This is a genomic window from Actinoplanes sp. NPDC051859, from assembly GCF_044452725.1.
Classification (GTDB): domain Bacteria; phylum Actinomycetota; class Actinomycetes; order Mycobacteriales; family Micromonosporaceae; genus Actinoplanes.
In genome coordinates this window covers 184,371-198,670 of record NZ_JBITBX010000004.1, presented here as the reverse complement: position 1 = coordinate 198,670, position 14,300 = coordinate 184,371, and the positions used below count along the sequence as shown (strand labels likewise).

The window sequence follows — 14,300 nt, the reverse complement described above, 5'->3', positions numbered from 1 at the left end:
ACATTCCCCCGATGGTGAACGAGGAGGACCGGTGGCTCAGGTGCAAGAGCAGGCACGGCCGCGGAAGCGCCGCGGCCGGCGGCTGCTGATCACATTCCTGGTGTTGCTGGCGCTCCTCGCCGCGGCGCTCGTCGTGGCGGACCGGGCCGCGGCTTCCTATGCCGAAGGGCAGATCGCCGACCGGGTCGCCAAGCAGGTCGCCGACCAGCAGGCCACCGCGGAACAACCGGACGTGACGATCAAGGGCGTGCCGTTCCTGACCCAGGTGTCCGCCGGGAAGTACCAGGAGATCCAGATCCTGCTGAAGAACTACTCCGGCCCCGCGGGCAACGGGAAGACCGTCAAGATGTCGCAGCTCGACATCCGCGCGAAGGACGTGACCGCGCCACTGGAGGCGTTGCGCTCCGGCACCGGCGACATCATCGCGGGCACGGTCACCGGCGTGGGCACCATCGACTACGCCAACCTGGCCGACCTGATCGGTCAGCCGGGGATCAAAGTCAGCGAGCAGGCCGGCAAGCTGGCCTTCGCGGCGCCCGTCGAGGCACTGGGCCAAACCTTCAACGTCACGGGTACGGCGAACCTCGAAGTCAGGGACGGCGTGGTGCAGGTCCGCTTCGCCGACGTCACCGCGGCCGGACTGCCCGACATCCCGCTCGTCCGCAACCTGATCGACAACTACGTCAAGAACCTGGGCCTCGACCTGAAGGTGCCCGCTCTGCCGCTCGGGATGCAGGTGCAGAAGGTGGAGCCCAAGCCCGAAGGCCTGGTCGCGACCGCCGGCGCGAGCAACGTGTCGCTCAGCTCCGGCGGGCTGTGAGCCCCGCCTCCTTCCCGGATCGTGGTCGGAGGTGTTCCGGCACCTGGACCCGCTGGTAGGGTCGTTTCCCATGAGCCTGTTGCTCACCAAGAGGCGCGCGGTCGACCTGTGCCGCGTGGCCGCCTGCCTGTGTTGCCCCGTCCGCTGACGGGGCCACTCGCCTTTCTCCTCGCCCGGCTTCTCTTCGCTCGGCAGTGGCGCCGTACGCAATCCCTGATCCGTTTCGTCGGGTCGGCGCGCGTGCGACCTCTTTTCTCCATGCTCCGCGCACCGGCTCACCCCCCATCTCACCTGACAAGGGAGTAATGCGATGAGTCGCGACACCGCACTCGTCTCTGCCGACTGGGCCGAGAAAAACCTGGACGCGCCCGGAGTGGTCTTCGTCGAAGTGGACGAGGACACCTTCGCCTACGACGGCGGGCACATCCCCGGCGCCATCAAGCTCGACTGGAAGAAAGACCTGCAGGACCCGGTGCGCCGGGACTTCGTGGACGCCGACCAGTTCTCCGCGCTGCTCTCCGAGCGGGGCATCGCCAACGACGACACCGTCATCCTCTACGGCGGCAACAACAACTGGTTCGCCGCGTACGCGTACTGGTACTTCAAGCTCTACGGCCACGGCGACGTGAAGCTGCTCGACGGCGGCCGCAAGAAGTGGGAGCTGGACGCCCGTCCGTACACGAAGGACCTGCCGCAGCGCGCCGCCACGCAGTACCGGGCGTCGGCACCGGACCTGACCATCCGCGCCTTCCGCGACGAGGTCGTGCAGGCCATCGGCGTGAAGAACCTCGTCGACGTCCGCAGTCCCGACGAGTTCGCTGGCCGCCTGCTCGCCCCGGCTCACCTGCCGCAGGAGCAGTCGCAGCGGGCCGGCCACATCCCCACGGCGATCAACGTGCCGTGGAGCAAGGCCGCGAACGAAGACGGCACCTTCAAGTCGGACGCCGAGCTCGCCAAGATCTACGGCGAGGCCGGGCTGGACGGCGGCAAGGACACCATCGCGTACTGCCGGATCGGCGAGCGCTCCTCGCACACCTGGTTCGTGCTCCGCGAGCTGCTCGGCCACGACAACGTGAAGAACTACGACGGCTCCTGGACCGAGTACGGCTCGCTCATCGGTGTGCCGATCGCGCTCGGCGACGAGCCCGGAAAGGCCTGAGCCCATGACTACCTCCAACGTCGCGGACGGCTGCGCCGCACCCGACCAGTCGGCCCCCCTCCCCGCTGGGGTCGACCTCCAGAAGGAAACCGTCATCACAGGCGTCCTCACCGACGCCGAAGGCTCGGCGGTGGGCGGCGCGTACGTCCGCCTGCTCGACGCCACCGGCGAATTCACCGCTGAAGTGGTGACGTCGCCCGGCGGCGTCTTCCGCTTCTTCGCGGCGCCGGGCACGTGGACGCTGCGAGCCCTGTCCCGCTCCGGCAACGGCGACCTCGCCGTGGACGCCGCCCGCGGGGTGAACGAGGTCGGCCTCAGCGTCGCCGCCTGACCCACGCTCTGTTGTTCGCTGCCTGACCCACGCTTCGACCGTGTGGCTCGCGCTTGGTTTCGTGGCGTTCGGCCTCGCGCTGCCTGACCCACGCTTCGACCGTGTGGCTCGCGCTTCGTTTCGTGGCGTTCGCCTCGCGCTGCCTGACCCGCGCTCTGTGGCGAAGGGCGGGATCCCTCCCCGGGTCCCGCCCTTCGGCGCTGTTCAGGGGCGGGGCGTGCGAGCATGGCTCCCGTGAATCCGCCCGACTCCACCCCGCCGCCGTCTGCCGCGGACGCCACCGGCCCGGGTGCTGCTGGTCCGGGTGCCGCTGGCTCGGCCGCTGCTGGTCCGGGTGCCGCAGGTCTGGGCGCCACCGGCCCGGGTGCCGCTGGTTCGGGCGCTGGCGGCTCGGGCGCTGTCGGCCCGGCTTGGGGAGGCGCTCCGGCCCCCGGCTTCGGTCCTGACCCCGGCTTTGGTCCCGCCCCTGGCTTCGACGGGCGCGGTGCTGGGGATGCGCCGCGCCCGGCTCGGCGCTGGTGGCTGACGGGGCTGGTCGTGGTCTGGGCGGTCGGGCTTGCCGGCGCGGCCGTGTGGTCGGTGCGCAACGATCCGCCGACTGTCGCCGAGCAGCGTGACATTGCCGCCGCTGTGCCACTGCTGGAGCGGGCGACCGGGACGGCCCTCGCCGCAGCGGACGCCTCGGACCGGGTTGTGGAGATCGGACCGCTGCGCTTCGACACCGATTGCCCGGTCACCCCGGCGCGCGACGGCGTCGAGGCCAGCCGAGAGATCATCGTGCGGGTGCGGCCGGACCAGGCGCCCGGCGCGCTCGATGCGATTGCCGAAGCGCTGCCGGCTGAGTGGAAGCCGGCGGTCCGGCACCTCGCCGACAACACCCGGCACGCGCTGCGCGCCGACGCTGGGGAGTTCATCGGGCTGGACGCCGCGGTCGAGGACACGACCACGGTTTTCGCCCTGCGGGTGTCGACCGGCTGCCGGCCCACCGCGGACGGGGTGGACCTGAACCCCACGCCCCAGCCCGCCGCGACTCTGCCGCCAGCCTTCTCCGCGGCAATGACGGCCCTCGGCGCGAACGCCCCGGCCACTAGCGCCGACGTGAAATGTCCGGACGGCACTACCGCGGCGACGGTCACGGCTTCCGGCCTCACCCTGCCCGGTGACCTGGGCCGCAAGCTCCAGGAGCTCACCGGCGCGGCGCTCGTCATCAGGGCAGAACCGCAAGGCTGGGCGTACCGGGTCGGCGAGGTTTCCGTGGTGGTCGCTGACGGTCGGGTCAGCGCGACGACGAGCTGCCGTCAGTAGACGACGGCCTGTGCGCCCTCGCCCATGATCTCTTCGACGAAGACCGCGGCACCGGCGATGCGGATGCCCGGCAGCACGTCATCCGGCCCGATGTCCCGGCGCGCGGCGCACTGCGTGCACAGCGTCACCGTCCCCGCGCCGAGCAGCAGTTCGAGCAGGTCGGGCAGGGGAGCCGCGTGGGGCAGCTCGAACTCGGCCGCCCGGCCCGGCAACGCGAACCAGGCCGACTCGCCGGTGAGCCAGAACGACACCGGCACCCCGGCGGAAGCCGCCGTACTCGCCACCGTGAACGCTTGCGAGCAGCGCTCCGGAGCGTCCGCGCCGGCGGTGGTCTTGACGACGAGAAGGCGGGCCATAGCGGTCAGCATAGGATGGCGACGTCATGGTTACTGAGATCGGGTACGTGAGCCTGCTGGTCGCCGGAATGGGCGGCTTGGCCGGCGGTTTGGGCTATCTGGCGATGCGCATTGCAAGGGGACGCTGGTGAGCAGGGATACCGAGAACCCGCTGGGACCGCCGCCCTGGCTGAACGCCCCGCCGGTCGCGGAGTACCCGTACGAGGACACTCACGACCTGCGCCAGGGGCCGGACCTGCCCGAGGCGCTGCTCGGGTTGCTGCCGTTCATTGGGCTGTGGCGGGGCCGGGGTCAGGGCGGGTTCCCGCAAGCGAAGGACTACAACTTCGCCCAGGAGATCCGGATCAGTCACGACGGCCGGCCGTTCCTCGCGTTCGAGTCGCGGATCTGGCTGCTGGACGACGACTCCGCGCCGATCGGTCAGGGCGACCGGGAGACCGGGTTCTGGCGGCCGGTGCTGAACGCCAACGGGCGGCCCACCGACGAGATGGAAGCCACGCTGACCACGCAGGACGGCGTCATCGAGATCTATGAGGGCAAGGCCGAAGCCAACGGCACCCGCCTGGAGATGACGACGGCCGGGGTCGGGCACACCGCCACGGGCCTCGCGGTCACCGGCGGCCACCGCCTGTTCGGCATCATCGAGGGCGCGCTGCTCTACGCCCACGAAATGTCGGCGAACGGCGAAAGCCTCAAGCCACACCTGTCAGCCCGGCTGATCCGGGTCGGCGGCTGACCGACGGAACGCACCGCGGCCGCGCAGGGTTCACGCGCGGGCCCGGGGGAAGCCGAGCAGGTCCTGGAGGCGGGGTGTCCAGGTGGATGCCACGCGGGGTGTGCCGTTCAGCGTCGTTGCCTCCGCGAGGCCGCGCAGCGAACTGACCAGCCAGATCGCGTCGGTGCCGGGCAGCTCGGCGGCGGTGATCATCCGTTCCTCTGCGTGCAAGCCGACCTCGGCGGCCAGGCTGAGCAAGTGCGCGGCCGTCGTGCCGGGCAGGATGCCGGCGCGTTCCGCCGGGACCGTGCACAGGGTGTCGCCGGTCAGCCAGATCAGGCTTGCTGTCGGACCCTCCAGCGCGTCGCCCCGGCTGTTCAACCACAGCAGGTCATCCGCGCCCTGGGCGACCGCCCAGCGTCTCGCGGCCAGATTTTCCGCATAGGACAGCGTCTTGGCGCCGGCCAGCGACCACGGCGGCCGGGTGGTGACACCCAGGTCGTGGGTGATCAACCGGATCCCGGCACGGCGCTGCAGGCGTACGGTGTCCGGCACGGCGTCGAGCGTGGCGAAGTAGGTCGACGGTGTCACCACGAGCCGGAGGGCGCCATCGGGGTGGGTGATTCCGGCGCACAGGTCGGCGAGACCGGCCGGCACCTCGAGCCCCAAGGCTGCTGCCGACCTGGCTAGCCGGGCCAGGTGCGCGTCGAGCAACCAGGGACCATCCGGGCGTACGTGCAAGGTCTCGAAGACGCCCTCGCCGTAGAGCAGCCCGCGGTCGGTGGGAGTCAGCTCGCCTGAGCCGGGAATCACGACGCTCACGTCGCGGAGGGTATCGCCGCGCGAACTATGCTCATAGCGTGTCCGCCTCATCCCTTGCCGAGATGCTCCGGGAGCGCGGCCTGCGACTGACCCCGCAGCGCCAGCTCATCCTGGAGGCGGTGCATGACCTCGGCCATGCCACGCCGGAACAGATTCACCACTCGGTGCGTGAGCGCGCCGCGGGAGTGAACATCACGACCGTCTACCGCACCCTCGAGCTGCTCGAGGAGCTCGGCCTGGTCAGCCACACCCACCTGTCGCACGGTTCGCCGACCTACCACCGGGCGGGCGAAGATCAACACGTGCACCTGGTCTGCCGCACCTGCGGAGAGGTCGACGAGGTCGATCCGGCGATCATGGAACCGGTCACCACCCAGCTGCGCGACGAGCGCGACTTCCGCGTCGACGTGGGCCACGTGTCCCTCTTCGGCGTCTGCGGAAACTGCAAGGAGCAGGCATGACGGTCCGCGGCTCACTTGCTGGGCGGCAAGGAAGCCGGGAGGCGCAGGCATGACCACGGTTCTCATCGAGGAACTGGAGCCGGAGTCGGCCGACGCGGGTGTTCCTGCGCACTACGGTGACCCGATGCGCGAGCAGCGCACCCTCGACACGGCCGTCGGCCTCGTGGACCGGTCACACCGGGACGTGCTCGCCGTCCCCGGCGAGGAGCGGGCGAGCTGGCTGCACACGCTGACCACCCAGCACCTCACCGAGCTGAGCGCCGGGCAGGGCACTGAGCTGCTCGTCCTCTCCCCGAACGGCCACGTCGAGCAGCACGCCCTCGTGGCCGAGGACGGCACGACCGCATGGCTGGACACCGAGCCGGGTGCCGGGGCGGGCCTGCTCAAGTATCTCGAGATGATGCGGTTCTTCACCAAGGTCGAGCCGCGCGACGCCACCGGCGAGATCGCTGTGCTGTCCCTGGTCGGCCCGGACGCGCCCGCTACCGCGGCGCGGTTGCTCGGCGTCGAGCTGGCCGAGCCCCGCATCGGCGAGGTGCCCGGCGCGAAGTTCGCCGCCGGGTCCGTGCCGCCCGGCCCCACTGCCCGATACGACGTACGCGCCTTCGACGGCGGCCTGGCTCGACGGGTGCCACTCGGCGTTGACCTGCTGGTGCGGCGGGGGGAGGTCGATGCGGTTGTGGCGCGGCTTTCGGGCGTACCCAATGCGGGATTGTGGGCTTATGAGGCGGTGCGGGTCGCGCGCCGGATGCCGCGGCTCGGGTGGGAGACCGACCATCGGACGATTCCCGCCGAGGCGGAGCTCATCGGGCCGGCGGTGCACCTCGACAAGGGTTGCTATCGCGGTCAGGAGACGGTCGCACGGGTGCATCACCTCGGGCGACCGCCGCGGCGGCTGGCGCTGCTGCACCTTGACGGCGTCGCCACCGACCAACCGCCGGCACAGGGCACTGCGGTCATGCTGGCCGAGCGCGCTGTCGGGTTTGTGGGGACCGCGGTCCGCCATTACGAGCTCGGCATGATCGCGTTGGCGGTGCTGAAGCGCAATGTGGCTGACGACGCCCAGCTCACCGTGGGCGAGTCCGCGGCCGCCATCGACCTGGGCTGATCGGTTCGCTGACGCCGCCGGCCGCTGCCCCCGCCCGGCTGGCCGTCGCCGCCCCGGACGTGGAACAGCATGGCAGGATCTCGGTTATGACCGGGACCTTGATCACTGTCACGCCGACCGGAGCGGAGAACAGCAAGGCGGCTGTGCCGGCGCTGCCCGTGACGATCGACGAGCTCGTGGCGACCGCCAAGGAGTGCGAGGCGCTCGGCGCCGCGATCATCCACGTGCACATCCGGGACGACGCGGCCGAGCCCACCCTCGACCGGGGGCGGCTGCGCGACACTGTGGCCGCGCTGCGGCAGTCCACCGGCCTGATCATCCAGCTGTCCTCCGAGGGCGTGGTCACCGATTCCGAGTCGGACCGGCTCGCCGTGCTCGACGCGGGCCCGGAGATGGCTTCCTGCACCATGGGTACGGTCAACGTCGGCGACGGCGTGTTCACGAACCGCTGGGAGTTCATCGTCGACCTGCACGGCCGCATGCAGGAGAAGAGCATCGTTGGAGAGTACGAGATCTTCGACCTGGGCCAGCTCACCAGTCTGCAGCGCCTGCTGGACAAGCACGGCCTCCCGTTCGGCGGGCACGTGCACGTCGACCTGGTGATGGGCGTGCCGGGCGGCATGCCGGGCACCGCCGAGGCGCTGACCGCGTGTCACCGGGCGATCCGGGACCTGCCCGACGGCACCACGTTCTCCGCCACCGGCATCGGGCGCACCACGATCCCCGTCATGCTCGCGTCGCTGTCCGCCGGCGGGCACCTGCGGGTCGGCTTGGCAGACACCATCACCTACGCGAAGGGACAGCCGGTGGAGTCGAACATGCAGCTGGTGGCCCGGGCGGTCGGGTTCGCCCAGCTGGCCCAGCGGCCGCCGCTGACCACTGCGGAGGCGCGCGAGTTGCTCGGCGTACCGGCGCGATGATTCTCGCGGAAGTCGTACGCTCGGGCTTTGTCGAGGGTGTCCACCATGGCTCGGTGGTGGTCCTGGACGCCGCTGGCGCGGTCGCCGTCTCGGCGGGCGACGTGACGAGTCCGATGTTTCCACGGTCGGCTAACAAGCCCATGCAGACGGTCGGCATGGTGCGGGCGGGCCTGACTGTCGCCGATCCGGCCGACCTGGCGATGATCAGCGGCAGCCACTCCGGTGAGCCGTTCCACGTCGAGCGGGTCCGGGCCATTCTCGGCGCGGCCGGGCTGACTGAGGACGCCCTGTTGTGCCCGGAAGATCTGCCCCTCGCGGATTCCGCGCGCAACGCCGTGATCGGCGCGGGCGGCAAGGCACAACGCGTCTTCATGAACTGCTCGGGCAAGCACGCCGGGATGCTGGCGACCTGTGTGGTGAACGGGTGGCCGCTGCGCGATTACCGGGATGTGGCACACCCCCTGCAGGGCGTCTTGACCGACGCGGTGACCGACATCGTCGGTGCGCCGGTCGCGGCGACCGGGGTGGACGGTTGCGGTGCACCGGTCCTCGCCTTCTCGCTCACCGCGCTGGCCCGTGGCTTCCAGCGGCTTGCCTCGGCGGCGGACGGACCCGAGCGGGCGGTCGCTGATGCGATCCGGGCGAATCCCGAGCTGGTGGCCGGGACCGGGCAGGACGACACCCGGCTGATGCACGGCGTGCCAGGCCTGCTGGCCAAGGGTGGTGCCGAGGGTGTCGTGGCCGTGGCCGTGCCGGGCGCCGGCGCGGTGGCGATCAAGATCGATGACGGCGGGATGCGGGCCCGGATGCCGGTGCTGGTCTCCGCGCTGCGCAAGCTCGGTGTCGACGCGCCGATTCTGGCTGAGCTGGAAACCGTGGAACTGCTCGGCGGCGGCGTCCGGGTCGGTGCGGTCCGCGCCGCCTGGTGACGTGCTTCACGCTAGCTTTTGCAAGCGTTCTGCTTGCAAGAGCTAGCACCGCGGGCTACGGTCGAACGCGTGGCTACACCGAAGGATCTGCCCCAGGACATCGGCGCGTTCATCCGTGACCTGCGGCAGACCGCGAAGATCTCGCTCCGGCAGCTCGCCGACAAGGCGGGCGTCAGCAACCCCTACCTGAGCCAGATCGAGCGTGGCCTGCGGAAGCCCAGTGCCGAAGTGCTGCAACAACTGGCTAGCGCGCTGCGGGTGTCGACACCCGCGATGTACCTGCGCGCCGGCCTCCTGGACGGCGAGGGCCAGCAAGGCGTACTGGCCGCCATCGCCGTCGACCCCGAACTGACGATCGCGCAAAAGCAGTCGCTGTCGCAGATCTACGAAACGTTCCGCAACGAGAACGCGCGCCACGCTCCCGCGACCGGCGCGGCCGGCGACCCCGACCCGCAGGGTCCCGAGGCAGTTCCCGACGAGGACGAGGCACTTCGAGCCGTCCTGCGCGACGCCGCCGTCGCCGAGGACAGTGTGGCTGCCACTCCGGAAGCCCAAGACGATGCGGCTGCCACTCCGGAAGCCCAAGACGATGCGGCTGCCACTCCGGAAGCCCAAGACGATGCGGCTGCCACCCCGGAAGCCCGACCGGCGCCCACCCCCGGAACCCAGACCAAGCCCGCCCGCGGCGCCCGAGCCGCGAAAAAGCCCGAGGAGAAGTCATGACCGAGCAGACCAAGACCCGGATCCCCGCCCCGCTCTACGCCGCCGCCGGCGCCGGTGACCTGGCCTGGGCCGAGCTGCGCAAGCTGCCCGGCGTGGTCAGCGAGCTGAGTGACCGCGCTGTCGCCTCGCTGAAGATCGCCAACGACACCGCCGGCAGCACCGCCACCTCGCTGCGCGACAAGGCCACCACCGCCGACTTCGACAAGCTCCGCAACACCGCTGCCGCCAACGCCGTCGCGTTCGCCCAGCAGGCTCAGGAGCGCGCCCTCGCCGTCTACACCTCGCTGGTCGCCCGCGGCGAGCGCGTCGTCGGCACCGGTGTCGTCGAGGCCGCTGACGTGGTCAACGCCGACATCGAGGCCACCGAGGAGCCCAAAGCGGTCGAAGCGGTCGAGGCCGCCAAGACCATCCACGCCGCCTCGACCGCGGCGCCGAAGCCGCGCAAGCGCGCCGCCACCCGCCCGGCCGCCAACTGACGCGAGCCACGCGCCACGCCCCGATATTGATCAGCAGGCCCCGGTGCAAGCCGGGGCCTGCGGCATAGACTGGCAATCATGGCCAACGCGACCCCCATCTTCTTCGACGACGTCGCCAACTGGATCACGATCGTCGTCTCGATCGTCTCGCTGGTCGTGCAAGCGGTCGCGCTCATCCACTGCATCACCCAACGCGGCGACGGCTTCCAAGCCATCGGCACCCTCCCCAAGGGCGCCTGGCTCGCCATCCTCGCCGTGTGCATCGTCCTGACCCTGCTCGGCGTCGGCGGCGGGGCGACCGGCCTGTTCGGCCTCATCGGCATCGCCGCAGCCCTGATCTATCTGCTCGACGTTCGCCCCGGCCTACGCGACCTGTCAGACGGCAAGGGCTTCTGGTGAGACTCCGCCGGCCGCCCCCGCCCGGCGGCGGCCCGCGGACCCCGGGACCCACCCCCAGCGCCCCGCGCACCGGACGGCCCACCCTGCCGGCCCCGCCCACCGAGCTCATCGACACCCCCCACGGCGTACGCCTGGAGCAGCTGGTGGCAGGCGTCGGCGACCCGGTCACCGTCTTCGCGCACGGCCTGGCCGGCGACCTGTCCGGCACCCGCCCCCTGGGCAGCGGCGTCACCGGCCGCCGCGTCTTCTTCCACTTCCGCGGCCACGGCCGGTCCGCGGCGCCGCCCGGCCCGTGGAGTTTCGCCGACCTCGCCGCCGACCTGCGCGCCGTCGCCGACCACTCGGGCGCGACCCGGGCGCTCGGCGTCAGCATGGGCTCCGCAGCGCTGTGCCGGGTGCTCGCCGACGCCCCCGATCGCTTCGACCGGGCCGTGTTCTACCTGCCCGCACCGCTCGACGGCGTACGGCCCCGGGCGGCGGTGGAGCGGTTCGAGCTGCTCCTTGCCGCCGTCGAGTCGGGCGAGGCCGCAGCCGTCGCGGAAGCCGTCGAGCGGGAGCTGCCTCCGTCGGTGCGGAACACCCCGGCCGGCTGGGCGTACCTGCGTCAGCGGGTGGAGCAGCTGCTGCACGACGGACTGGCGCCCGAGCTGGACACCCTGTGGCGGGAGCCTGCCGTCGCCGACGAGGAGGCGTTGCGGGCCTGGCGCGGCGCGGCGTTGGTGATCGGCTGCATCGGCGACGACCTGCACCCGGCATCGTGGGCGGAACGCTTGGCGGGTCTGCTGCCCGGCGCCGAGCTGCACGTGTACGACCGGCCCGCAGTCCTCTGGACGCACCGCCGCGAATTGCGGGACCGCATCTCCGAGTTCTTGAACGCCCGACCGTAACCTTTCCCGGCGCTCGACCGGTGTTTCTGGTGTGCGGCTCACCCCCAAATCAGCCTTTTTCGCTATCGTCGCCCTCGGCCTGCCCTTCTCCGTCGCCACCGGCTGGGCCCTCGGCGCGCCCGATGGCACACCTCCTGCCGCAGGTGCGCCCGGCGGCGCTGGCGGCTTCGGCACCGCACCCGTGACGGTCACCAGTCCCACGCTCGGCGCGGACCCCACCTGGGTGCCGCGCGGCCCGGAGCCGGTGTCCGTCGTGGAGACCCTGCCGCCCCGCACCCCGGCCAGTGCAGCGGCCAGTTCCGCCGTACCTTCGGTTTCGGTTTCGGTGAGTCCGACGCCGGCGCTGACCCTGCCGCCGGTGCCGACTCCCACCTCGGTCGTCGTGCCGTCGTCGAGCCCGTCCGCGACGTCGTCCAGCTCCGAACCCGCGACCTCGGAGTCCCGGCGGCACTGGCTGGTGGGCTGAGGGATCTATGCTTTCGGGTCGTGAATGACTCTCCGCTTCGAGCTGCCGCCTCCCGCGGCGCGACGGCGACCGGCGGTGCCGTTCGCGAGTTCCTGACCGGCGCCGGATTGCTCGGCCGCGGCCTCGGCCTGGTGCTGCGCAGTCCCCGCCTGCTCGGCCTCGGCCTGGTGCCCGCGGTGCTCACCGGCGTCCTCTACGCCGCCGCCCTGATCACCGTCATCGCCTTCCTCGGCGACCTGGCCGCAGCGGTGACCTGGTTCGCCGACGACTGGTCGACGCTGTGGCGCGACCTGATCCGGGTTATTGCCGGCGTGGCTCTCCTCGGGGTGGGTGGGCTGCTCGGCGTGCTCACCTTCACCGCGGTGACGCTGGTGATCGGCGACCCGTTCTACGAGAAGATCTCCGGCCTGGTCGAGCACCGATACGGCGGCGTTCCCGACGAGGTCGAGGTGCCGCTGCTGAGGTCCCTCGGCAACAGCCTGCGCGACTCGTTGCGCCTCGTCGGCCTGTCCATCCTGCTCGGCATTCCGCTGCTGCTTGGTGGCTTCATCCCGCTGGTCGGGCAGACCGTGATCCCGGTGCTCGGCGCGGCGGTGGCCGGCTGGATTCTCGCCGTCGAGCTGACCGGCGTGCCGTTCCAGCGACGCGACAAGCGGCTGCACGACCGCCGGGCAGCGCTGCGCACCCGGCGCCCCCTCGCGCTCGGCTTCGGCGTCGCGGTGTTCGTCTGCTTCCTCATCCCGCTGGGCGCGGTCCTGCTGATGCCGGCCGCGGTGGCGGGCGGCACCCTGCTGTCCCGCAAGGTCCTCGGCCTACCGGCTGACACGATCACCACCGAGTCACTGTGATGCACCTCGAGCTCGTCGAGGGCGACATCACCACCCAGCAGGTCGACGCCATCGTCAACGCTGCGAATTCGTCGCTGCTCGGCGGGGGTGGCGTCGACGGCGCCATCCACCGCAAGGGCGGCCCGGAAATCCTCGCCGAGACCCGGGCGCTGCGCGCCGCCAAGTACGGCCGTGGACTCCCCATCGGTCAGGCGGTGGCGACGACAGCCGGCCGGCTGCCTGCCCGCTGGGTGGTGCACACGGTGGGTCCGGTGTTCAGCACTACCGAGGACCGTTCGGCACTGCTACGCGGCTGCTACGAAAACTCGCTGCGGGTAGCCGCTGAGCTGGGTGCCGTCTCGGTGGCCTTTCCGTTGATCTCGGCCGGGGTCTACCGCTGGCCGGTGGACGACGCGGTGCGGCAGGCGCTAACAGTCCTCCGGGCAGCTGCGCCAGTCGGTGTGGACCTGGCCCGGCTTGTACTCTTCGGCGCGGATGTCGCCGAGACTGCCCGGCGGGGAGTAGCCCGGCGCCGGGCCCGACTGGCTGGCACAGATCGGGAGCCGCCGGCGTGCTCAAGCCGAGGCGCGGACCACCAGCTTGGTCGGGAGGACGACGGCGGCGGGGACGTCGGCGGTGGCGGTGACGAGGCCGAGTATCTGGCCGGCCATGGTGCGGCCCATGTCGACGATCGGCTGGTGCACGGTGGTCAGCGGCGGATCGCTGAGCCGGCTGATTTCGAAGTCGTCGAAGCCGATGACCGCCACGTCGGCCGGGATGCGGCGGCCCGTCTCGCGCAGCGCCTGCAGAGCGCCGTGGGCCATCATGTCCGAGGCTACGAAGACCGCGTCCAGGGCGGGATCGTCGGCGAGCAGCCGGCGCATCGCCTGAATGCCGGACTCGCGGGTGAAGTCGCCGTACGCCACGTGTTCGGGCAGGCCCGCGTCGCGCAGCGCCGTCCGGTAGCCGGTCAGCCGGTCGATCCCGGCGACCATGTCCTGCGGGCCGGCGATGGTGGCGATCCGGCGGCGGCCCAGGTCGAGCAGGTGCCGGACGGCGGCCATCACCCCGCCGATGTGGTCCACGTCGACGTACGGGATCGCGGGGTGCGCCGGGCTCATCGGCCGCCCGCTGCACACCACGGGGATGCCGAGGCGCGCGAGTCGGCCGGGTAGCGGGTCGGTGCCGTGCATGGAGGCGAACATGACGCCGTCGACGTGCCCGGCCGTTGCGTAGCGTTGGACCCGTTCCTGACCGGCTGCCGAGCCCGCCATCATGAGCACGAGCTGTTTGTCGGCGGCTTCCAGCTCGAGGCTGACGCCGCGGATCACCGCGGGGAAGAACAGGTCGTCGGAGAAGACGCGGCTGGCCGACTCGGGCAGGATCAGCGCGATGGATTCCGTACGCTGAGTCACCAGGCTTCTCGCGGCCTGGTTGGGCACGTAGCCGAGCTCTTCGACGGCCCGGACCACCGCGTCGCGGATCGCGGCGGCGACGGTCGTCGAGCCGTTGACGACCCGGGAGACCGTGGCGCGGGAGACCCCGGCCCGGCGGGCCACCGCTTCGAGGGTCGGCCGTTCGCGCGTCACCATCGGC

At 71.4% G+C, this 14,300-nt stretch carries 20 protein-coding genes and 1 pseudogene; 18 read left to right on the top strand and 3 right to left on the bottom strand.

The features are described 5' to 3' along the window. Positions 1–31 precede the first annotated feature (31 nt). From ACIA1L_RS11890 to ACIA1L_RS11870, 5 genes are all read left to right on the top strand, one after another. Positions 32–820: a DUF2993 domain-containing protein gene (locus tag ACIA1L_RS11890; protein WP_396072650.1), complete on the top strand. Its 789-nt coding sequence runs from the start codon at positions 32–34 to the stop codon at positions 818–820. Between the two features lie 70 nt (positions 821–890). Continuing rightward, positions 891–968, top strand: a complete 78-nt coding sequence (locus ACIA1L_RS11885) for an Ms5788A family Cys-rich leader peptide (RefSeq protein ID WP_342353765.1) — start codon at positions 891–893, stop codon at positions 966–968. A 162-nt stretch (positions 969–1,130) separates the two neighbouring features. Then, the gene (locus tag ACIA1L_RS11880) at positions 1,131–1,979 is read left to right on the top strand and encodes a sulfurtransferase (protein ID WP_396072649.1); all 849 of its coding nucleotides are present in this window, start codon (positions 1,131–1,133) and stop codon (positions 1,977–1,979) included. A 4-nt stretch (positions 1,980–1,983) separates the two neighbouring features. Next, complete coding sequence (locus tag ACIA1L_RS11875) at positions 1,984–2,310, top strand: DUF1416 domain-containing protein (RefSeq protein WP_396072648.1); 327 nt, start codon at positions 1,984–1,986, stop codon at positions 2,308–2,310. A 234-nt stretch (positions 2,311–2,544) separates the two neighbouring features. Then, entirely contained in the window at positions 2,545–3,615 is a 1,071-nt protein-coding gene (locus ACIA1L_RS11870) for a hypothetical protein (RefSeq protein WP_396072647.1), read from the top strand. Here ACIA1L_RS11870 and ACIA1L_RS11865 read toward each other — a convergent pair. Then, complete coding sequence (locus ACIA1L_RS11865) at positions 3,609–3,983, bottom strand: DsrE family protein (RefSeq protein ID WP_396072646.1); 375 nt, start codon at positions 3,981–3,983, stop codon at positions 3,609–3,611. The two genes, ACIA1L_RS11870 and ACIA1L_RS11865, sit on opposite strands and share 7 nt — an antisense overlap. A gap of 14 nt (positions 3,984–3,997) precedes the next feature. Between ACIA1L_RS11865 and mtfM the strand changes: the two genes are divergently transcribed. Further along, positions 3,998–4,102: a small membrane protein MtfM gene (gene mtfM, locus ACIA1L_RS11860; protein WP_268245086.1), complete on the top strand. Its 105-nt coding sequence runs from the start codon at positions 3,998–4,000 to the stop codon at positions 4,100–4,102. Next, a complete protein-coding gene (locus tag ACIA1L_RS11855; protein ID WP_396072645.1) occupies positions 4,099–4,707 on the top strand; it encodes an FABP family protein in 609 nt (202 codons plus the stop codon). Before mtfM ends, ACIA1L_RS11855 begins: the two co-directional genes overlap by 4 nt. 30 nt (positions 4,708–4,737) lie before the next feature. Here the strand turns inward: ACIA1L_RS11855 and ACIA1L_RS11850 are convergent, their stop codons facing one another. Continuing rightward, positions 4,738–5,508, bottom strand: a complete 771-nt coding sequence (locus ACIA1L_RS11850) for an aminotransferase class IV (protein ID WP_396072644.1) — start codon at positions 5,506–5,508, stop codon at positions 4,738–4,740. A 62-nt stretch (positions 5,509–5,570) separates the two neighbouring features. Here ACIA1L_RS11850 and ACIA1L_RS11845 point away from each other — a divergent pair, with 62 nt between their 5' ends. From ACIA1L_RS11845 to ACIA1L_RS11795, 11 genes and pseudogenes are all read left to right on the top strand, one after another. Continuing rightward, complete coding sequence (locus ACIA1L_RS11845; RefSeq protein WP_396073042.1) at positions 5,571–5,969, top strand: Fur family transcriptional regulator; 399 nt, start codon at positions 5,571–5,573, stop codon at positions 5,967–5,969. Between the two features lie 49 nt (positions 5,970–6,018). Then, on the top strand, positions 6,019–7,077 hold the full coding sequence (locus ACIA1L_RS11840) for a YgfZ/GcvT domain-containing protein (RefSeq protein ID WP_396072643.1): 1,059 nt from the start codon (positions 6,019–6,021) through the stop codon (positions 7,075–7,077). An 86-nt stretch (positions 7,078–7,163) separates the two neighbouring features. Further along, positions 7,164–7,997: a 3-keto-5-aminohexanoate cleavage protein gene (locus tag ACIA1L_RS11835; protein ID WP_396072642.1), complete on the top strand. Its 834-nt coding sequence runs from the start codon at positions 7,164–7,166 to the stop codon at positions 7,995–7,997. Then, positions 7,994–8,926 carry an asparaginase gene (locus tag ACIA1L_RS11830; protein ID WP_396072641.1) on the top strand — a complete coding sequence of 311 codons (933 nt, stop codon included), beginning with the start codon at positions 7,994–7,996 and terminating at the stop codon, positions 8,924–8,926. Before ACIA1L_RS11835 ends, ACIA1L_RS11830 begins: the two co-directional genes overlap by 4 nt. A gap of 69 nt (positions 8,927–8,995) precedes the next feature. Beyond that, the gene (locus ACIA1L_RS11825) at positions 8,996–9,649 is read left to right on the top strand and encodes a helix-turn-helix domain-containing protein (protein ID WP_396072640.1); all 654 of its coding nucleotides are present in this window, start codon (positions 8,996–8,998) and stop codon (positions 9,647–9,649) included. Then, entirely contained in the window at positions 9,646–10,125 is a 480-nt protein-coding gene (locus ACIA1L_RS11820) for a hypothetical protein (RefSeq protein WP_396072639.1), read from the top strand. Before ACIA1L_RS11825 ends, ACIA1L_RS11820 begins: the two co-directional genes overlap by 4 nt. A 78-nt stretch (positions 10,126–10,203) precedes the next feature. Continuing rightward, entirely contained in the window at positions 10,204–10,524 is a 321-nt protein-coding gene (locus ACIA1L_RS11815; RefSeq protein ID WP_396072638.1) for a DUF2516 family protein, read from the top strand. Next, positions 10,521–11,411, top strand: a complete 891-nt coding sequence (locus ACIA1L_RS11810) for an alpha/beta fold hydrolase (RefSeq protein WP_396072637.1) — start codon at positions 10,521–10,523, stop codon at positions 11,409–11,411. Before ACIA1L_RS11815 ends, ACIA1L_RS11810 begins: the two co-directional genes overlap by 4 nt. Before the next feature lie 31 nt (positions 11,412–11,442). Continuing rightward, positions 11,443–11,877, top strand: a complete 435-nt coding sequence (locus ACIA1L_RS11805; RefSeq protein ID WP_396072636.1) for a hypothetical protein — start codon at positions 11,443–11,445, stop codon at positions 11,875–11,877. Between the two features lie 20 nt (positions 11,878–11,897). Next, entirely contained in the window at positions 11,898–12,725 is an 828-nt protein-coding gene (locus ACIA1L_RS11800) for an EI24 domain-containing protein (protein ID WP_396072635.1), read from the top strand. Continuing rightward, positions 12,725–13,231, top strand: a pseudogene (locus ACIA1L_RS11795) (O-acetyl-ADP-ribose deacetylase); the annotation flags it as partial. The gene ACIA1L_RS11800 and the pseudogene ACIA1L_RS11795, both read left to right, overlap by 1 nt. Before the next feature lie 48 nt (positions 13,232–13,279). On the opposite strand, the gene ACIA1L_RS11790 reads toward ACIA1L_RS11795, so the two are convergent. Then, entirely contained in the window at positions 13,280–14,296 is a 1,017-nt protein-coding gene (locus ACIA1L_RS11790; protein ID WP_396072634.1) for a LacI family DNA-binding transcriptional regulator, read from the bottom strand. Positions 14,297–14,300 lie beyond the last annotated feature (4 nt).